This is a genomic window from Roseobacter sp. MH60115, from assembly GCF_015644665.1.
Classification (GTDB): Bacteria; Pseudomonadota; Alphaproteobacteria; order Rhodobacterales; family Rhodobacteraceae; genus Roseobacter.
This window is the reverse complement of record NZ_JADOBQ010000002.1, coordinates 365,399-383,656: the sequence shown is the minus strand read 5'-3', so window position 1 is coordinate 383,656 and position 18,258 is coordinate 365,399. Positions and strand designations below refer to the sequence as shown.

At 59.4% G+C, this 18,258-nt stretch carries 19 protein-coding genes; 8 read left to right on the top strand and 11 right to left on the bottom strand.

Annotated elements, in window-relative coordinates:
- Positions 1-527: 527 nt before the first annotated feature.
- Both tuf and ISX84_RS07425 read right to left on the bottom strand, forming a co-directional pair.
- Positions 528-1,703 carry an elongation factor Tu gene (tuf, locus tag ISX84_RS07430; protein ID WP_195819710.1) on the bottom strand — a complete coding sequence of 392 codons (1,176 nt, stop codon included), beginning with the start codon at positions 1,701-1,703 and terminating at the stop codon, positions 528-530.
- A gap of 110 nt (positions 1,704-1,813) precedes the next feature.
- A complete protein-coding gene (locus ISX84_RS07425) occupies positions 1,814-2,434 on the bottom strand; it encodes a hypothetical protein (RefSeq protein WP_195819709.1) in 621 nt (206 codons plus the stop codon).
- A 112-nt stretch (positions 2,435-2,546) separates the two neighbouring features.
- On the opposite strand from ISX84_RS07425, the gene ISX84_RS07420 reads away from it, so the two are divergent.
- Positions 2,547-3,926, top strand: a complete 1,380-nt coding sequence (locus ISX84_RS07420) for a cytochrome P450 (protein ID WP_195819708.1) — start codon at positions 2,547-2,549, stop codon at positions 3,924-3,926.
- A 97-nt stretch (positions 3,927-4,023) separates the two neighbouring features.
- On the opposite strand, the gene parC is transcribed toward ISX84_RS07420, so the two are convergent.
- Positions 4,024-6,327, bottom strand: a complete 2,304-nt coding sequence (parC, locus tag ISX84_RS07415) for a DNA topoisomerase IV subunit A (protein WP_195819707.1) — start codon at positions 6,325-6,327, stop codon at positions 4,024-4,026.
- 204 nt (positions 6,328-6,531) lie between these two features.
- Between parC and ISX84_RS07410 the strand changes: the two genes are divergently transcribed.
- From ISX84_RS07410 to ISX84_RS07385, 6 genes are all read left to right on the top strand, one after another.
- Complete coding sequence (locus ISX84_RS07410) at positions 6,532-7,134, top strand: SH3 domain-containing protein (protein ID WP_195819706.1); 603 nt, start codon at positions 6,532-6,534, stop codon at positions 7,132-7,134.
- A 57-nt stretch (positions 7,135-7,191) separates the two neighbouring features.
- Entirely contained in the window at positions 7,192-8,022 is an 831-nt protein-coding gene (locus ISX84_RS07405) for an SDR family NAD(P)-dependent oxidoreductase (protein WP_195819705.1), read from the top strand.
- 81 nt (positions 8,023-8,103) lie between these two features.
- On the top strand, positions 8,104-8,307 hold the full coding sequence (locus ISX84_RS07400; protein WP_195819704.1) for a twin transmembrane helix small protein: 204 nt from the start codon (positions 8,104-8,106) through the stop codon (positions 8,305-8,307).
- A gap of 6 nt (positions 8,308-8,313) precedes the next feature.
- Positions 8,314-8,886, top strand: coding sequence for a cob(I)yrinic acid a,c-diamide adenosyltransferase (locus ISX84_RS07395; protein ID WP_195819703.1), 573 nt, complete (start codon positions 8,314-8,316; stop codon positions 8,884-8,886).
- Between the two features lie 287 nt (positions 8,887-9,173).
- The gene (locus tag ISX84_RS07390) at positions 9,174-9,932 is read left to right on the top strand and encodes an electron transfer flavoprotein subunit beta/FixA family protein (protein WP_195819702.1); all 759 of its coding nucleotides are present in this window, start codon (positions 9,174-9,176) and stop codon (positions 9,930-9,932) included.
- Complete coding sequence (locus ISX84_RS07385) at positions 9,932-10,858, top strand: electron transfer flavoprotein subunit alpha/FixB family protein (RefSeq protein WP_195819701.1); 927 nt, start codon at positions 9,932-9,934, stop codon at positions 10,856-10,858. The genes ISX84_RS07390 and ISX84_RS07385 overlap by 1 nt, the downstream gene beginning before the upstream one ends.
- Before the next feature lie 62 nt (positions 10,859-10,920).
- Here ISX84_RS07385 and ISX84_RS07380 read toward each other — a convergent pair whose 3' ends face one another.
- Entirely contained in the window at positions 10,921-11,757 is an 837-nt protein-coding gene (locus ISX84_RS07380; protein WP_195819700.1) for a DUF6473 family protein, read from the bottom strand.
- A 157-nt stretch (positions 11,758-11,914) separates the two neighbouring features.
- Here ISX84_RS07380 and ISX84_RS07375 point away from each other — a divergent pair, with 157 nt between their 5' ends.
- Positions 11,915-12,790 (top strand): 3-hydroxybutyryl-CoA dehydrogenase, encoded by an 876-nt coding sequence (locus ISX84_RS07375; RefSeq protein WP_195819699.1) that lies wholly within the window; start codon positions 11,915-11,917, stop codon positions 12,788-12,790.
- Positions 12,791-12,794: 4 nt separating this feature from the next.
- Here ISX84_RS07375 and ISX84_RS07370 read toward each other — a convergent pair whose 3' ends face one another.
- From ISX84_RS07370 to ISX84_RS07340, 7 genes are read right to left on the bottom strand one after another with little or no spacing between them, the layout of a single operon-like run.
- Positions 12,795-13,676: a lysophospholipid acyltransferase family protein gene (locus ISX84_RS07370; RefSeq protein ID WP_195819698.1), complete on the bottom strand. Its 882-nt coding sequence runs from the start codon at positions 13,674-13,676 to the stop codon at positions 12,795-12,797.
- A gap of 42 nt (positions 13,677-13,718) precedes the next feature.
- Positions 13,719-13,988, bottom strand: a complete 270-nt coding sequence (locus tag ISX84_RS07365) for an HPr family phosphocarrier protein (protein ID WP_195819697.1) — start codon at positions 13,986-13,988, stop codon at positions 13,719-13,721.
- Positions 13,985-14,398: a PTS sugar transporter subunit IIA gene (locus tag ISX84_RS07360; protein ID WP_195819696.1), complete on the bottom strand. Its 414-nt coding sequence runs from the start codon at positions 14,396-14,398 to the stop codon at positions 13,985-13,987. The genes ISX84_RS07365 and ISX84_RS07360 overlap by 4 nt, the downstream gene beginning before the upstream one ends.
- Positions 14,399-14,402: 4 nt before the next feature.
- Positions 14,403-15,290: an RNase adapter RapZ gene (gene rapZ, locus ISX84_RS07355; RefSeq protein WP_195819695.1), complete on the bottom strand. Its 888-nt coding sequence runs from the start codon at positions 15,288-15,290 to the stop codon at positions 14,403-14,405.
- Positions 15,287-15,748: an HPr kinase/phosphorylase gene (locus tag ISX84_RS07350; protein WP_195819694.1), complete on the bottom strand. Its 462-nt coding sequence runs from the start codon at positions 15,746-15,748 to the stop codon at positions 15,287-15,289. Before ISX84_RS07350 ends, rapZ begins: the two co-directional genes overlap by 4 nt.
- 3 nt (positions 15,749-15,751) lie before the next feature.
- The gene (locus ISX84_RS07345; protein ID WP_229884173.1) at positions 15,752-17,440 is read right to left on the bottom strand and encodes a sensor histidine kinase; all 1,689 of its coding nucleotides are present in this window, start codon (positions 17,438-17,440) and stop codon (positions 15,752-15,754) included.
- Between the two features lie 41 nt (positions 17,441-17,481).
- A complete protein-coding gene (locus tag ISX84_RS07340; RefSeq protein WP_195819692.1) occupies positions 17,482-18,183 on the bottom strand; it encodes a response regulator transcription factor in 702 nt (233 codons plus the stop codon).
- Between the last annotated feature and the right edge of the window lie 75 nt (positions 18,184-18,258).

Sequence of the window (18,258 nt, the reverse complement as noted above, 5' to 3'; positions counted from 1 at the left end):
GCAAGGCTGCGCTAAGAGCCTTTTACCGAATTGCACAGGTAAGAAAATCAACAAATTTTAAAAAATCCTAACGACTGTGATCCGCTTCACTGACGCAATGGCACCCAACTGAGAATGTCGGTTTAGGCAGCGCTATTAGCGGTACTGTCCCAGCGTTTCAAAAGCGCATTCAACGACCCGCCGGAATTGGTGTCCCGGTATATTTTAAGGACGATCATTATGCATATGAAATTTATCTCATTCATCGCCGGTGCCGGAATTATCCTGGCAGGCTGCGCGAACCAGAGCCAATACCCTCTCACCGGTACCACCATAGGCCCGGGTGACTCTGTTCAATTCATGGCTGCGCCCAACGTCGTGCGATACTGACCTAGCAGGTTCCCGCAGCCGGGCATGATCGGGGCCTGGTGTTGCGGCTGGCCTTTGAAGCCGCGCAACACAGCAAAAGAGCCACCGGAGATCCGGTGGCTCTTTTTTGTCTCAAAGCACGCGCGGGCCCGTTTGCCCGCCCGGCGGCCGTGCCGCGGTTACTCGGTGATTTTGGACACCACGCCGGCGCCGACGGTGCGACCGCCTTCGCGGATCGCAAAACGCAGACCGTTTTCCATCGCGATCGGCGCGATCAGCTCAACGCCAAAGGACACGTTGTCGCCCGGCATCACCATCTCGGTGCCTTCGTTCAGCTGAACCGTGCCGGTCACGTCGGTGGTCCGGAAGTAGAACTGCGGGCGGTAGTTCGCGAAGAACGGCGTGTGACGGCCGCCCTCATCCTTGGTCAGGATGTAGGCTTCGGCCTCGAACTTGGTGTGCGGGGTCACGGAGCCGGGCTTGCAGAGCACCTGGCCACGTTCAACCGCTTCCCGGTCGATGCCGCGCAGCAGCGCGCCGATGTTGTCGCCCGCTTCACCGCGGTCCAGCAGCTTGCGGAACATTTCAACGCCTGTGCAGGTGGTTTTCTGCGTGTCCTTGATGCCGACGATTTCGATCTCGTCGCCCACGTTGATCACGCCACGCTCGACACGACCGGTCACAACCGTACCCCGACCGGAGATCGAGAAGACGTCTTCCACGGGCATCAGGAACGGCTGGTCGATCGCGCGCTCGGGCGTCGGGATCCATTCGTCGACGGCGGCCATCAGCTTCTTGATGGATTCTTCACCGATTTCCGGGTTGTTGCCTTCCATCGCCGCCAGCGCCGAGCCGGGGATGACGGGGATGTCGTCGCCGGGGTACTCGTAGGAGGACAGCAGCTCGCGGATTTCCATCTCGACCAGCTCCAGCAGCTCGTCGTCGTCGACCTGGTCGACCTTGTTCATGTAGACAACCATCGTCGGGATGCCCACCTGGCGGCCCAGCAGGATGTGCTCGCGCGTTTGCGGCATCGGGCCGTCGGCGGCGTTCACCACCAGGATCGCGCCGTCCATCTGGGCGGCACCGGTGATCATGTTTTTCACGTAGTCCGCGTGGCCGGGGCAGTCGACATGCGCGTAGTGACGCGCGTCGGTCTCATATTCCACGTGTGCTGTGGAAATGGTGATCCCGCGGGCTTTCTCTTCCGGCGCGCCGTCGATCTGGTCGTAGGCTTGAAAATCGCCAAAATACTTCGTGATCGCAGCCGTCAGCGTCGTCTTGCCGTGGTCAACGTGACCAATCGTGCCGATGTTTACGTGCGGTTTCGTACGTTCAAACTTTGCCTTTGCCATGGTGAGAGGCGCCCTTTTGCTTGCAAGAGGTCATAATCGACCCAGTCCTTCATATGGCGCGCGATGTATTGTGAAGCGACGGGAAAATCAAGCACGACCTGCACGCGATCTCATTCTGCTGCGGTGGCCAGTTTCTCTTCGATCACAGTCGGCGACGCTTCGCCGTTTTCCAGGGACGTCGCACCGGGCGTGTCTTCGAACCAACCCTCTTCGGCATTCTTCTTGACCAGGTAGTTTTCAATGGCCTGCGCCGTATTGCGCGACAGGTTCAAAAGCTGCGTCTCCGCCGACTGGCTCCAACCCGTCCCGACGATGCTTTCTCCGTCCAGGGTCTCCAGCACGGTCAACTGCTCGGGCTCCGCGTTGAGTTTCACGCCCCGCGCGTCGTCCCAGACCGTCAGGCGGATGATCATCGCGGACTTGGGTGCGGCCACCACCGGCACGCCCCGTTTGGCCAGCACATACCCTTCGATACTGACACCGAAGTGATAGTCCTTCTCCCCCTCGTAGCGATCAAATCGTTCAGCGATGGCCATTTTGAGGGCATCGGTCAGCTCGTCCTTGGACACCTCACGGCTCACCGCGGCCGTGGTTTGAACCTTTGGCGCAACCACCACATTGTGGCCAAGGCTGAAATTGCCAAGCGGGACAAGAGGCGCGCTGAGATCCTTGGCCCCTGTGCAGGCGGTCAACACCAAACCCGCCAAAAGTAATCCGATACGCCCGATCATACTGCACCCCGAAGTTTTATTGTTGGCACCCTGACTAGCCCAAGCCTTGGCAACGCGCAATCCATCCGCACCATTCGGTGGACCGCCGCCTGCCCGGCGCTATCTGTATTCCATGTGCCCCTCGACAAGTATTCAGCCTGACGAAGACATCCGTCTGCCCGTGCGTGTGCCGCTGGTGCGCGAAGAATTGGGGGTGTTGCGCAGCTTTGCACGCATGCGTGAAAACGTGCTGAACATCATTCCCGAGATTGCCACGCAAGAGCCTGTCGTGTCAGGCCGCACCGCCAAACGCTGGCATATGATCATGGACCCGCCTGCCATTCGGCGGATGCTGCTGGACCGGGTCGACGACTACCCAAAGTCGGTGGTCACCAAGAACCTGCTGCGCCCTGCAGTGGGCGAGTCGCTGTTCATCGCCGAAGGCGCACACTGGCGCTGGCAAAGACGCCTTGCAGCGCCTGTGTTTTCACATCGCAACGTTCGGAACCTCTCGGGCGTGATGACGGCAGCGGCCGAACGCAGCGCGGAACGTATCGGACAGGCAGGTCCGCGGGCGGTCAACCTGCTGGACGAAATGGTCAAAACCACCTTCGACGTCATCTCGGAAGTGACCTTCAGCGGGGATGGCAGTTTTGACCGCACCTCCATTCACCGTGCAATCGATGCCTATATCGCGGATGCCGGACGCGTCTCGCTCCTCGATGTTTTAGGCGCGCCGGATTGGATGCCCCGCCCTGCCCGGGTGCTTTCCACCCATTCGATGGAGCAGATGCGCCGCGATGCGGATGATGCCATCGACGCCAGGGCGGCGCGCGGGCCGGGGCCCGTACCGGACCTGCTGGATCTACTCCTCGCCGGGGAAGACCCGAAAACCAAACGCCGCATGAATGTGGCGGAGTTGCGGGACAATCTGCTGACCTTCATCGTGGCAGGGCATGAGACCACCGCCTTGACGCTGGCGTGGTCTTTCTACCTCTGCGCCTTCGATCCGTCTGCGCAAGAGCGGGCCAGAGATGAGACCCAAAGTGCGTTGCGAGGACGCGCCGCAACGGGCGATGATCTGGACCACCTTCCCTACATTCGACAGATCGTGGAAGAAGCTCTGCGGCTTTACCCGCCCGCCGGGGTCATTTCACGCACGGCGCAGAAGGCAGATGATCTGAGCGGTGCCGACATCCGGCCCGGTGACACAGTGATGATCCCGATCTACGCATTGGGGCGGCATAAACTGCTTTGGGACGCACCAGACCAGTTCGATCCCGACAGGTTCGCAGATCGAAAGGCCATCGACCGATACGCCTATCTGCCCTTTGGAGACGGCCCGCGCATCTGCATCGGCGCGTCTTTTGCGGTGCAGGAAGCGGTGATCATACTCGCCACCCTGTTGTCGCGGTTCCGCTTTCGGCCCGTGCCGGGGCGGGACCCAAAGCCGGTCATGATTCTGACCCTGCGGCCCGAAGGCGGCGTCTGGCTCATGGCAGATCCTGCCTAGACTGCTTCATCTGCGTTCTGAACGGTTTCCGCTGCCTGTTGCCTTTGGCTCGGATGCAAAGAACGAGGCTTGAGGAGTGCGGCGAAAGGCAAACGCCTCAGGTGAACTTATTGTCGCGTGGAAAGCCTCGCGGCGCCATGCGACCGGCACTGGCACGTTTACCAGCCCATTCGTCCAACTCTGTCTCCGTTCTTGTCCGCCCCGCCGGATCCAGCCAACTGAGGCCCTCCGCGCGTTCAAATGTGGTCGCATCAGACAGACCGCCGTCCTTGTACTTTTGCAACCGAACACCCTTGCCGCGTCCCATCTCAGGCAACTCATCCAAGCCAAAAACCAACACTTTACGGTTTTCGCCCACAACCGCGACGCTATCGCCCGTCACGGGCTTGCACACCAGCGCGCGGGTCTCGCCGCGCACATTCAGCACCTGTTTGCCGCTGCGTGTCTGTGCGACCACGTCGTCCTCCGGCACGACGAAACCGTCGCCGGCATTGGAAGCCACCAACAGTTTGCGGCCCGATTGATGGGTCAGAATGGTCACGATCTCCGCCTCGTTCGGCAGATCGACCATCAGGCGCAGAGGCTCGCCCATGCCGCGACCACCGGGCAAATTGGCGGCGGACACCGTGTAGAACCGACCATTGGAGCCAAAGACCAGCAATCGGTCCGTTGTCTCCGCGTGGAAAATAAAGCGGGGGGCATCGCCATCCTTGAACTTCAACTCGCGGTTCAGGTCGATGTGACCGGTCATCGCACGCACCCACCCCATTTGCGAACAGACCACGGTGATGGGTTCTCGGTCGATCATCGCCTCGATGGGGACATCTTCGATCACCGCCCCTTCGGCAAAGGTCGTGCGCCGCGCGCCGCCTTCGTAGTCCTTGCCGAACTGTTTCTTGGTCTCGCGCAGTTGCGCCGCGATGCTGTCCCACTGCAGGCCGGGGTTTTCCAGCAAGTCCTCAAGGCCTGCGCGTTCTTCCATCAACGCGGATTGCTCGCGCAGCAACTCCATCTCCTCCAGACGCCGCAGGGACCGCAGACGCATGTTGAGGATCGCCTCGGCCTGCACCTCGCTCAACTCGCCCTCCCCCGGGGCCGGGGTCACGTAGTCGTTCTCATCGGTGGCACGCGTGTGGGTCTTGCCCCAATCCTCACGCATCAGGGCGGCCTTGGGATCTTCATCATACCGAATGATGTCGATGACCCGGTCGAGATTGAGGAAGGCGATGATGAAGCCTTCGAGCACTTCCAGACGGTGGTCGATTTTCTCCAACCGGTGGCCGGAGCGGCGGATCAGGACTTCCTGCCGGTGATCGAGGAAAGCGCGCAGCACCTCCTTCATCGAGCAGACTTTGGGCGTCAGCCCGTCAATCAGCACGTTCATGTTGAGCGAGAACCGCACCTCGAGATCGCAGTTCCGGAACAGCATGCCCATCAGCACCTCCGGATCAACGGACCGCGACCGAGGCTCGATGATCATGCGCACATCATCGGCGGATTCGTCGCGTACATCGGCGAGGATCGGGATTTTCTTGGTCTGGATGATCTCCGCGATCTTTTCGATCAGCTTGGACTTCTGGACCTGATAGGGAATTTCGGTGACCACGATCTGCCATTGACCGCGGCCAAGATCCTCGACCTGCCAGCGGCAGCGCAATCGAAAAGATCCCCGCCCTGTTCGGTACGCCGTGGCAATGTTTTCAGGCGGTTCGACGATCACACCGCCGGTCGGAAAATCGGGACCCGGCACGTAGTTCAGCAGCGTGTCATCCCGCGCGTCTGGTGTCTTGATCAGATGAATGCAGGCGTCACAAAGCTCTGCGATGTTGTGCGGCGGGATGTTCGTCGCCATCCCCACCGCAATCCCGGACGAGCCATTGGCCAGCAGGTTGGGGAACTGCGCGGGCAGCACCACCGGTTCGGTGAGCGTGCCATCGTAGTTCTCGCGGAAATCGACGGCGTTCTCGTTCAGGCCTTCGAGCATGGCCTCGGCCACGGCGGTCATGCGCGCTTCTGTGTAGCGGCTGGCCGCCGGGTTATCGCCATCGATGTTGCCGAAGTTCCCCTGCCCATCGACCAGCGGGTAACGCACATTGAAATCCTGCGCGAGCCGCGCCATAGCGTCGTAGATTGCGGCATCGCCATGCGGGTGATAGTTGCCCATCACATCGCCTGAAATCTTGGCAGATTTGCGAAAGCCCCCCGATGACGTCAGCCGCAATTCCCGCATCGCATACAGAATACGGCGATGCACAGGCTTCAATCCATCCCGCGCATCCGGCAAGGCCCTGTGCATGATCGTGCTGAGCGCATAAGTGAGATAACGCTCGCCCAGAGCCCGACGCAGAGGTTCGGACATATCAGCGGGCGGCATGTCGGGGGTATCGAGATCGTCGGCCATTGAGGGTGTGTAGCGCCCCGTCTGCGCCCGAACAAGCGCGTTGTGGTAGAAAAGGCGCGGCCCCGATGTGACGACAGCGCAACAGTCTGAAAGTGAGATTCTGCTCGGTCATTTCCCACTCCCTGAAACCAATTTCGATTGTTATGGACCCAAATGGCGTCGAAATGTGTTAGACTGCTACATGTTGTAACGAGGGTTCTTTCAATGAAGCGATTCATTTTCTTGAGTTTCGGGTTTTTAGGGTTCGCCTTCTACGAAATGAGCGGCGGGGCGGAGTTTGATCCGGTCGCGGCCAGAAATGCGGCAGTTCTCGCCAGAAGTGGTGCTGACATCTCCGCACAAGACATCCAGACCGCACAAGCCGAGCCTGCAGTGCAGCGCGAAGAGGAAGTGACCCGTATGTCGCTGAACCTGACATCGCTCAGCGCAGTGCTCGAAGAAGAGGAAGCCCCAACACCTACCACGTCCAATGGTATCACACCGGCAGCGGCTCCCGTGTCCGTGACCAATGTGACCTTCAGGAATCCATCCGATAACGGGGTTGTGCTGCCAAGCATCATTTTCCCGGGCAACACGGCGCAGGCCTCCTCCGCCGCTGTCACGCAGGCGCGGGACGTGCGCTATGTCTCCGGTACGCTGGTGAACATGCGCGGTGGACCCGGCACCGGTTTCGATGTCGTGGCACAGCTGAACCAGAATACCGAGGTTGAAGTGCTGGAGGATGACGGCACCGGCTGGGTCAGGCTGCGCCCGGTTGCGGGTGGTCCGGACGGCTGGATTGCCGATTTTCTCCTGACAAGCGGATAGGGTTGCACCTCTTGCCCCAAGTTGCGATTGCTGAACCCGGCAATCGCAGAGAGGCACATGGAGCAAAAATCCATACTCATCACCGGCTGTTCATCGGGCATAGGCTATTGCGCAGCCGTGGGGATGCGCGCCCAGGGGTGGCGCGTCTTTGCGGCCTGCCGCAAACCCGAGGATTGCGCACGCCTTCAGGCGGAGGGATTTGAGAGCCCTCTTCTGGACTACACAGACAGCGCCACGATTGACGCCGCCCTTGAGGAGGTGCTCTCCGCAACAGGCGGCACACTCGATGTGCTTTTTAACAATGGCGCACATGGAACCCCCGGCGCGGTGGAGGACCTGCCCACCGACGCCCTGCGCGCAATCTTCGAGGCCAACTTTTTTGGCTGGCACCACCTGACCCGCGCAGTGATCCCCGTCATGCGCCAGCAAGGCCATGGCCGCATCATACAGTGCTCTTCCGTGTTGGGTTTTGTGACGATGCCCTGGCGAGGGGCCTACAATGCGACGAAATTTGCGCTCGAAGGGCTGACAGATACACTCCGGCTCGAAATGCGCGACACGCCGATTGATGTCATCCTGATCGAGCCGGGTCCGGTGACGTCCAAAATCCGCCAGAATGCGGTGATCCACTATGAAAAGTGGATCGACTGGCGCGGCTCCGCCCGCCGGACACAATATGAAAACGGGCTGAACAAACGCCTCTATGAAAGCCGCGGGCGGGACCCCTTTGAACTGCCCCCGACGGCTGTCCTCGAAAAACTCATTCACGCCTGTGACGCACCCAGACCGCAGGCGCGCTACTACGTGACCGTGCCGACCTATGCTATGGGACTGTTGCGCCGCGTGCTACCGACACGGGCGCTCGACTGGGTGCTGTCGAGAGGCTGACGCAGCGCTTCGCGCAAAACCGGTTCGCTTTTCCCGCGCGCACCTCTACATGTGCTGCTGGGACAGAAAAGGAAAAATGCCGTGGGTGACCCTTTATTCGTGCTGATCATACTGGCCTGCCTCGCCGTCGTCGTCGTTCTGATGCTTGGGCTGGGTGGCTTTGCAGAGGGCGGCGCCTTCAACAAAAAGAACGCCAACAAGCTGATGCGCTACCGGATTGGCGCGCAATTTGTCGCGGTGATCCTGATCGTGATCTATGTCTATCTGCGCCAAAAGGGAGGCTGACGTCACATGGTCGTTCTCAACAAGATTTACACCAAAACTGGCGATGCGGGCGAGACCGCTTTGGGCAACGGCGCACGTGTCGCCAAACACGCATCTCGCGTGACAGCCTATGGCACCGCGGATGAATTGAACTCCTTTGTCGGCGTGGCGCGGCTTGACGCCACCGGTGATGTCGACGACGCGCTGAGCCGCATTCAGAACGATCTTTTCGACCTTGGTGCCGATCTCTGCCGCCCGGATATGGAACAGGATGCGGAGGCGGAGTATCCTCCGCTGCGCATGGTCGACGCACAGGTGGTGCGGCTGGAATCCGAAATCGATGCGATGAACGCGAAACTGGATCCGCTGCGCAGCTTTATTCTGCCCGGTGGATCGAAACTTGCCGCGCACCTGCATGTATGCCGGACCGTTGCCCGACGCGCCGAGCGCCTGAGCGTCGAACTGGCGACAATGGAATCCATCAATCCAGCGGCCGTGAAATACCTCAATCGGCTGAGCGATTGGTTTTTTGTCGCGGCCCGCATGGCCAATAACGACGGCAAGGACGACGTCTTGTGGGTTCCGGGCGCGAACCGCTGAAAGCGGCGGCACATCCAGCGGACGCTGCGGCGACCGGAAGGGCAGAGCCCAGGCCCAGCAGGACGGATGAAACCGCTGATCAGATCGGGCATATCCCGGCCAGCTTGCGATGCGGCCTATCGGAAATTTTTGCGCTGAACGGTGGAAATCGGTAGAAACGCGGCGTTCCTGCGCCCAGGCGTGACGATTTTACACTGTTTCATGTGCCGAAGCTTGGGTAAACCACCCCTCAGACAACGAAAGGCTCACGGGGAGTGTGAGTCGCTAATCCAAGGAGAGAGACGCCAATGAAGGTTCTGGTACCTGTCAAACGCGTGATCGACTACAACGTGAAGGTGCGCGTGAAAGCGGACGGATCGGGTGTTGATCTTGCCAATGTGAAAATGTCGATGAACCCGTTTGACGAGATTTCCGTCGAACAGGCGATCCGCCTCAAGGAAGCGGGTCAGGCCGATGAGGTTGTCGTCGTTTCCATCGGTGTCAAGCAAAGCCAGGAAACCCTGCGCACCGCTTTGGCGATGGGTGCAGATCGCGCCATTCTCGTGATCGCGGCAGATGACGTACATCAGGATATCGAACCGCTGACTGTTGCGAAAATCCTCAAGGCCATCGTTGATGAGGAGCAGCCCGGTCTGGTGCTCTGCGGCAAGCAGGCCATCGACAATGACATGAATGCCACCGGTCAGATGCTGTCTGCCCTGATGGGCTGGAGCCAAGCGACATTTGCCTCCGAAGTGTCCATCGAGGACGATCACGCCGTGGTCAGCCGCGAAGTGGACGGCGGGATGCAGACCATCAAGGTGACGATGCCAACCGTCATCACCGTGGACCTGCGCCTGAACGAGCCGCGCTATGCCTCGCTGCCCAACATCATGAAAGCCAAGAAGAAGCCGCTGGATGAAAAGACAGCCGCTGACTATGGCGTTGACGTCAGCCCGCGCCTTGAAATCGTGAAAACCGTTGAACCCGAAGCCCGCGCGGCAGGGATCAAGGTTGGGTCGGTCGAAGAGCTGGTATCGAAACTCAAAGAAGCGGGGGCTGTGTAATGGCTGTTCTACTCCTTGCGGAAGTAACCGATGGCGAACTGGCAATGGACGCGACGTCCAAAGCGGTGACCGCTGCCAAGATGCTGGGCGATGTGACCGTTCTGGCCGCAGGCGGATCTGCCGCCGCAGCGGGCGAAGCGGCAGCGAAAATCGACGGTGTCAGCAAAGTGCTGGTCGCCGAAGATGCCACGCTGGGCCACCGCCTTGCGGAATCCACAGCGGCGCTGATCGTGTCCCTGTCCGGCGACTACGAACACATCGTGGCGCCTGCGACAACCGACGCCAAGAACGTGATGCCACGCGTTGCGGCCCTGCTTGACGTCATGGTGATTTCCGATGCCTCCGGTGTCGTCGATGGCAACACTTTCGAACGCCCGATTTATGCAGGCAACGCGGTTCAGACCGTCAAATCCGCTGATGCCAAGAAGGTCGTGACCTTCCGGACATCGACATTCGATGCAGCGGGCGACGGCGGCTCGGCATCGGTCGAAACCATCTCGGCTGCCGACAATCCGGGCCTCAGCGAATGGGTCGAGGACAAGGTGGCCGCAAGCGACCGTCCGGAACTCACCTCCGCCGGTGTGGTCGTCTCCGGTGGCCGCGGTGTCGGCTCCGAAGACGATTTTGCGCTGATCGAAAAGCTTGCTGACAAACTCGGCGCGGCTGTTGGCGCCTCGCGCGCGGCGGTCGATTCCGGCTATGCGCCGAACGACTGGCAGGTTGGTCAAACCGGTAAGGTTGTGGCTCCCGATCTCTATGTTGCCGTGGGCATCTCCGGTGCGATTCAGCACCTCGCCGGCATGAAGGACAGCAAGATCATCGTTGCCATCAACAAAGACGAAGAAGCGCCGATTTTTCAGGTTGCCGACTACGGGCTGGTGGCAGATCTCTTCACTGCCGTGCCGGAGCTGATCGAAAAGCTGTAATCGACGCACCGCAGTATTGCCAAAACAAGAAAGCCGCGCTCACTCCAAGCGCGGCTTTTTGATCAGACAAGCTCCTGCAGCACGGCTCCCAGTTCCTTCGCCAACTCACCATGCGCTTTGGGCCCGAGCATCTCTGCCGCCGCCATCGCTTCCATCTGGCTGAACACCATGCCTTCGGTGCCCGCCGACGTCGCCTCCGGCGTGGCAACAACCTCGACAAACCTGGACGCGTGAGGCCCCAGTTCTTCCAGCATTTCGCGCGTCACGAAGAGGGGAGAGCGTGCCTTTGCAGGATCAAGCCCGGCAGGTTCCTGGTGCAATGGCGCGTGATCGGCAAACCAGACCAAGACAGTCTCACTCGATGCGTTTTTCAGAAGCAGCTTCATGCGCGCCAGCCACGCGGTCTGAACTTCATTGCGCACAGCGGCAAACCGTTCCCGCGAGACGGTGTAGAGGGAACTGAGCATATGTCGCGTGAAATGGAACTCTGCAAAATCCACTTCCGGATAGATTGCCGTCAACAACGGTGACGCCGTGAGAAAGCGATCGTTCCGGCGCGGATGTACCGTGTAAAAGCGATTCGACAGGTTTTGCGCGCCAACGATCTGGACAACGGTTGCCGCCGCGCCCGCACAGGCTCCCGTCAGGAAACTGTCGTTCAGCAAAACGTCGACACCGGCATTCGCGACGCCGAAATTCACACAGTTTACGCCCAGACCGCTTTCAACCAGTGCCGGAAACGGCGCTTTTATGAATTTTCCATAGGTTGCATTGCCCCCGAGGAAAGAAACATACGGCGCATCCAGCCGCCGCTCCGGCCCCCGAAACAGCAATTTTGAATGGCCGTATCTGCACGGCATGTAATCGAGAGCCCCCGCCCCCAGTACGTCATAGGTCATAGAACCCACCTTTTTTCGTTCACCCGTTGGCGACCTTGCACCCAGCTTCCTTAGATTTTCTTAAACGGTCATTTTGAGCTGTATTTTAAACGACGGGTGGCCTTGCAGCCCATGCGCCCGGCACCCTAAGGTGCGTCAAATCGAAAAGGGGCCGGCGATGGATATCAAGGCGATTGGGATTGTGGGCGCGGGTCAGATGGGCAATGGGATTGCGCATGTGATGTCGCTGGCCGGATACGATGTTCTGCTGAATGACGTCAGCGAAGAAGCATTGAGTGCCGCACTTGATCTGATGACCAAAAATATGGATCGGCAGGTCAGCCGCGGCAAGATTACCGGCGAAGACCAGGCCGCGGCACTGGCCCGGATCAAGACGACAAAGACGCTGACCGACCTGGGCCAGACCGACCTGATCATCGAAGCCGCAACGGAACGCGAAGCTGTCAAGCAGGCAATCTTCGAAGACCTGCTGCCGCATCTGCAACCCCATACGATCCTGACGTCAAACACCTCGTCCATCTCCATCACGCGGCTGGCGAGCCGGACCGACCGACCTGAAAAATTCATGGGTTTCCACTTCATGAACCCGGTGCCTGTGATGCAGCTGGTGGAACTGATCCGCGGCATTGCAACCGATGAGGAGACCTTCAAGACCTGCAAATCCGTTGTGGACCGGCTGGGCAAAACGGCGGCGTCGGCTGAGGATTTCCCTGCCTTCATCGTGAACCGCATCCTGATGCCAATGATCAACGAGGCGGTCTACACGCTCTATGAGGGGGTCGGCAGCGTGCAATCCATCGACAGCTCAATGAAGCTCGGGGCCAACCACCCGATGGGGCCGCTCGAACTGGCTGATTTCATCGGGCTGGACACCTGTCTGGCGATCATGAACGTGCTGCACGACGGGCTGGCAGATACAAAATACCGCCCCTGCCCGCTGTTGACCAAATATGTCGAAGCCGGTTGGCTGGGCCGCAAAACACAGCGTGGTTTCTACGATTATCGCGGCGAGACGCCGGTGCCGACGCGCTAGAGAGCTAGTCTTTCAGCGACAGTGTATGGTCGCGCAGCCAGGCCATGAACCCGCGTGGATCATCGTCCCATTTACGCAGATCGTCCTGATCCAGCGGGTGCCCGACAATCGGCGCCTGCGATTTATTGAGCGAATACACGATCTCGTGCAGCAAAAGGCCCTGCCGCAAAATCGGCGACACCTTGTTGGCGATCTGATAGGCGCGCGAATTCTGTCCGGGAAACTTGATCGGCAGAACCGTCGCCCCCGAACGGCGAATGAGCTTGGCGGTAAAGACATTCCACTCGCCCTCGACTGCCGGCCCGAAATAGGTCTCCGATGCGGCGACCCCGCCCGACGGGAAGAGCGCGACGACACCGCCGTCTTTCAGATGCTGCATCGCTTTTGCGCGCATCTCAACGCCTTTGCGTTGTGCGTCCGGATCGTGCGGGAAGGGCACGGGGATCATGTAAGACCCCGCAACCTCATCAATCACGGTCAACAATGAGCGGGTCAGGATGCGATAGTCAGGCCGCACCCGGCCAATGAGATCGGCAAAAATCATGCCGTCGACCATGCCGTGAGGGTGATTGGACACAACGATCACAGGGCCAGTTTTGGGGATACGGTCCAACTGCTCTTGCGGGGTCAGCAGATCGATGCCCATCACATCCAGTGCCGCACGCCAGAACGCCTGCCCTTGCGGTGCGCCACGCTGCTCGAACTTGCGCACGAGGCGCAGAATGGTCAGCTTGCCGGTCAGCGCCTCGATGATGCGAATAATCGTGGATTTCCAGGGATCTTCGAAGGTTGACGCGTAGGACAAACTTCTGCGGTCATATTTGCTGAAATTGACCGGTTCCGCCTTCCCGGCAGCCACATTGATGTCTTGTGAACTTTCTACCAAGACCTGCTATCCTGTCTGGCGCCTGTCACAGCGCCGGTTTCTTCACTGACCTTCGCCGAATTTGTCAGAGACAAGCGTTGTCAGCGCCTCGGCCAATGCATCAGCATCCGGTCCGGAGGTCGTTATGTCAATAAAGCTTCCCTTGGACGCTGCCAACATCAAAAGTCCCATAATACTGTCTCCGGAGGCGGACAGACCGTCTTTGGAGACCTCGGCGCTCGCGTCGAACCCCTCCACAACCTCAACCAGCTTGGCCGAGGCGCGGGCGTGCAAACCCTTCTCGTTGACAATCTTAAGCGTGCATTCGGTCATTGTCTTGATTGGGTATCCTGCTCTGGACTCACGTTTTGGCTGTCGATGTACTTTTTTCCAGCTTCCAATGCCAGACGCACAGCGTCAGGCACAGCCTTCTGTCGACTTTTTGCCAGTTTTATCAACATTGGCAGATTTGCGCCATAAAGGATGCGACGGTCGCCCGGCCGGCACGCCATCAGGCTCAGGTTGGAGGGCGATCCGCCATAAAGATCGGTAACAATGACAACGCCACTGCCCCTGTCCACTTCATCCGCCGCTATGCAGATTTCACGCTCCTTGGCGGCACGATCATGCACCGCATCGATTGAGATCGCCCGGATACCCGGCTGAACGCCGACAACATGTTCCACGGCTGCGAGATACTCCTTGGCCAACCCGCCATGGGCAACAATCACGATACCGATCACGGGCTCAAGCCTCTTCTTTCTTACGCAGGTCCAATTCGCGGTGTCTTATTGACACCTGCCAGCCTTCCTCCGCAAGGCGCAAACCATGCCTTTCCGCCATCACAACAGACCTATGTTTGCCGCCGGTACACCCAAAGGCGATTGATAGGTGGGACTTTCCCTCTTCGCGATAAGAGGGCAGCAACAAAAGTGTGAGATCGAGCACTTTGTTCTCGAACTCGGCAAAGCTCGGATCGGCGGTCACATGGGCCGCGACGGCGTCCTGCGTGCCATCCAGGGCGCGCAGCTCTGCCACCCAATAGGGATTTGTCAGGAACCGGCAATCGAACACCATATCGACACTGCGCGGCAGACCCCGCTTGTAGGAAAAAGATTGAACGGAAACGGTCAGCCGCCTGTGCCCGCCCGGCGCAAACCAATGCTCCACTTCGGCGCGCAATTGGTGGACATTGAGGTCGGTGGTGTCGATCAGAACATCCGCGCGGGACCGCAACGGCGCCAGCATGTCCAGCTCGCGCATGATGCCGTCCGAGGGGCGGTCATCCGGCGCAAGGGGGTGACGGCGCCGGGTTTCGGAAAACCGGCGCAGCAGCACGTCCGTGGTGCAATCCAAGTATAGCAGTTCCGGCGCCAGTCCGGGCACACCGGTCAGGCGCCCGAGAAGATCCATGATCGTGTTGGTGGAAAAATCCCGGTTGCGCGGATCGATCCCAAGAGCCAGCGGGCGCTCTGCGCCGGGACCTTCCAGGAGGGCGGGGAGCAGACGCAAGGGCAGGTTGTCGACCGCCTCAAAGCCTGCGTCTTCCAGCACGTTCAGCGCGCTGGAGCGCCCGGCCCCCGATGGACCGGTGACAAATACAATCCTGCGCGCTGTCGGTTCTGCTTCGGTCATCCCGGATCTCTTCTGCCCGCCTTGAGATATTGCAAAATGGCGGCTGGAAAATAGCCACTGTCAACTTTGTGAAGGCAGGGTATCAGAACGTGGGCCACCTGCATCGCGTGCACTATTGGCAGACGAGCTGTTTCGGGCGTGTCCAGATCGACGGCCAGAGCCACCTTTGTGGAGTGAGCGTGGTTTGCGTTCAAAAGCCCCACGCCACGGGCCTCGATCAAACCGGCTAATGCGGGTGGTGATGTGGCGTGAATGATGCCCCCGCTCGTGGTTACTTCCGTACGGTCATCAGCGATCAGCACGGCGCCGTAGGCCATCAGTTGTAACGCCAATGCAGACTTGCCGGCACCTGATGCACCAAGGATCAGGACCCCGCGCCCTTCGTAAGCGACACAGCTGGCATGAAGTGTCGTCACTTCCGGGCGGCGGTTTGAGGTTTCGGCGTCACCCTTTTCCACGGCTCAGATCGGCAGGCCCACGACGAAGCGCGCGCCAAGCGGATCGGAGGTAATATCAGCTTCGGTGGGTCGGATGTTCTCTGCCCAGATCACGCCCCCATGGGCCTCCACAATCTGTTTTGAAATCGCCAGCCCAAGCCCCGAGTTATTACCGAAATGCTCGTCCGGGCGCTGCGAGTAGAAACGCTTGAAGATTTTTGAAAGAGCCTGGTCCGGGATGCCGGGGCCAGTATCTTCCACCACGATCAGCACCCGGTTTTCCTTCTTTCGCGCCCAGACACGGATCGCGTCGCCGTCTTCGCAAAAGGAGATTGCATTGGTGATCAGGTTGACGAATACCTGCGCCAAACGTGCTTCCAGCCCATACACAACGATGGGGTTCTCCGGCAGATCGGTGATAAAATCGATCCCCTTGGATTGCGCATCTTCCCCCAGATACTGACCGAGATTGGTCAGGGTGGAGAGCACGTTAAAGGGCTCTTCCTCTTCCTTGACCAGTTCGCTGTCCAGCCGGGACGCATTCGAGATATCACTGACAAGACGGTCCAACCGGCGCACGTCGTGATCGATGACGTCCAGCAGCTTTTCGCGCTGATCGTCGCGCTTGACCATGCGCAGCGTTCCAACGGCAGAGCGGAGCGACGCCAACGGGTTCTTGATTTCATGGGCGACATCCGCTGCAAACTGTTCGTTGCCGTCGATACGATTGTAGAGCGCCGAGATCATGCCGCGCAGGGCCCCGCTCAACCGACCGATCTCGTCCGGGCGCGCGGTAAGATCCGGGATGCGGATGCGACCGGGGTTCATCTTGCGCGCATTCTTGTCGCGTCCCAGTTCAGCGGCGGTAGAAAGATCAGCCAGAGGGTTGGCAATTGTCGAGGCAAGAACGAGGCTGAGGCCAATCGAAACCAACGCCCCGATAACGAAGATCTGCAACACCCGCTCACGCTCCACACGCACCAGAGTGTCGATCTCGCCCGCCGCAGTGACCACGGCAACCGCACCGATTGCCGTGCCATTTTGCGAGATTGGTGTCACGACCGTCAGGAACGTGGCTCCTTCATCGTCCAGCTCATAGCGGATCTGGGTCCCATCCTGCAGGCTTGTGCCGATCATCGGCCTGATCTTGTCGCTCAACTCGATATTGTCTGTCGGCTTGGCATCTGCAAATGGCGTGAAAAATGTGGACCAGAGCCAGCTCAACCCATCCATCAAGTATGTTTTTTCGGCGAACCCACCTGCGGCCTCATCCGTCGCCAGCTGTCCTTCGATATTCGCAACCAACAGTTGGGACCGGTCGAAAACGAACACCTCAACGCCGTTGCGCAGATCGAGTTCGTCCAGTGTTGCAATGACGTCCACACCATCGCCGGTCGCAAGATTGACCGGGGCACCGACGGGCAATTGCACTTCAAGCGTATTGGCGATCAATTCCGCTTCCGAATAGAGGGACGCTGCGCGTTGTTTCGCCAGACTGTCGCGCGACGAATTCAGATATAGAATACCTGAGACAAAGACGCAGATTGCGATCAGATTGAAAGTGACAATCTTGCGCGTGAGCGGGGACCCCCGCAACGACAACCAGCCTCTTCGCTCACGGGTCGCGCGTATCTCATTCTCGTCGATGCTCTCAGGGGTTACCCAGTCTTCGCCCAGAACGACATCGCCGTCCCGAGAAGCAGGAGGGGTCATGTCGCGCACAAAGTTCCTCTCGGCCGTGGCCATCTCGCCGGTTATTCTTCGTTATATCTGTAGCCGATACCGTAGAGGGTCTCAATCGCGGAGAACTCATCATCCGCGGTCCGCATTTTCTTGCGCAGGCGCTTGATGTGGCTGTCGATGGTGCGGTCATCGACATACACTTGGTCGTCGTAGGCGACGTCCATGAGCTGATCCCGTGACTTCACAAAGCCGGGGCGCTGTGCCAGTGCCTGCAGCAACAGGAATTCCGTGACGGTCAGGGAGACGTCCTTGCCCTTCCAGCTCACCGCGTGACGCAGTGGATCCATCCGCAGATCGCCCCGCTCCATCACCTTTGTTTCTTCGCTATCAGCGACCACGTCACCCGCAACCGCATCCTGACGACGCAGCAAGGCGCGGATACGTTCCACCAGAAGACGCTGCGAAAACGGTTTTTTCACATAGTCGTCAGCACCCATGCGCAGGCCCAGCACCTCGTCGATCTCATCGTCTTTGGAGGTGAGGAAAATCACCGGCATGGCGGTCTTCTGACGCAACCGCTGCAGCAGGTCCATCCCGTCCATGCGCGGCATCTTTATGTCGAGTACGGCCATATCGGGCAGCTTCTTGTTGAAGGCATCAAGTGCCGCCTGCCCGTCGTTGTATGTTTCTACCTCGAAACCCTCAGCCTCAAGCGTCATGGATACCGACGTCAGGATATTCCTGTCGTCGTCCACCAATGCAATCTTAGACATTACCCGTTTCCTTGTCCTGCTCGTTTATTAGATTTTTTGGGGTATTGACCATTTTTTGCCCCTCCGAATCAATCC

Bases quoted from the DNA above. Each gene is read 5' to 3' on its own strand.
- ISX84_RS07405 (WP_195819705.1), top strand. From the start codon at position 7,192: ATGGAGCAAAAATCCATACTCATCACCGGCTGTTCATCGGGCATAGGC.
- ISX84_RS07390 (WP_195819702.1), top strand. From the start codon at position 9,174: ATGAAGGTTCTGGTACCTGTCAAACGCGTGATCGACTACAACGTGAAG.
- rapZ (WP_195819695.1), bottom strand. From the start codon at position 15,290: ATGACCGAAGCAGAACCGACAGCGCGCAGGATTGTATTTGTCACCGGT.
- tuf (WP_195819710.1), bottom strand. From the start codon at position 1,703: ATGGCAAAGGCAAAGTTTGAACGTACGAAACCGCACGTAAACATCGGC.
- ISX84_RS07395 (WP_195819703.1), top strand. From the start codon at position 8,314: ATGGTCGTTCTCAACAAGATTTACACCAAAACTGGCGATGCGGGCGAG.
- ISX84_RS07365 (WP_195819697.1), bottom strand. From the start codon at position 13,988: ATGACCGAATGCACGCTTAAGATTGTCAACGAGAAGGGTTTGCACGCC.
- ISX84_RS07345 (WP_229884173.1), bottom strand. From the start codon at position 17,440: ATGACCCCTCCTGCTTCTCGGGACGGCGATGTCGTTCTGGGCGAAGAC.
- ISX84_RS07410 (WP_195819706.1), top strand. From the start codon at position 6,532: ATGAAGCGATTCATTTTCTTGAGTTTCGGGTTTTTAGGGTTCGCCTTC.
- parC (WP_195819707.1), bottom strand. From the start codon at position 6,327: ATGGCCGACGATCTCGATACCCCCGACATGCCGCCCGCTGATATGTCC.
- ISX84_RS07425 (WP_195819709.1), bottom strand. From the start codon at position 2,434: ATGATCGGGCGTATCGGATTACTTTTGGCGGGTTTGGTGTTGACCGCC.
- ISX84_RS07380 (WP_195819700.1), bottom strand. From the start codon at position 11,757: ATGACCTATGACGTACTGGGGGCGGGGGCTCTCGATTACATGCCGTGC.
- ISX84_RS07340 (WP_195819692.1), bottom strand. From the start codon at position 18,183: ATGTCTAAGATTGCATTGGTGGACGACGACAGGAATATCCTGACGTCG.
- ISX84_RS07385 (WP_195819701.1), top strand. From the start codon at position 9,932: ATGGCTGTTCTACTCCTTGCGGAAGTAACCGATGGCGAACTGGCAATG.
- ISX84_RS07420 (WP_195819708.1), top strand. From the start codon at position 2,547: ATGTGCCCCTCGACAAGTATTCAGCCTGACGAAGACATCCGTCTGCCC.
- ISX84_RS07375 (WP_195819699.1), top strand. From the start codon at position 11,915: ATGGATATCAAGGCGATTGGGATTGTGGGCGCGGGTCAGATGGGCAAT.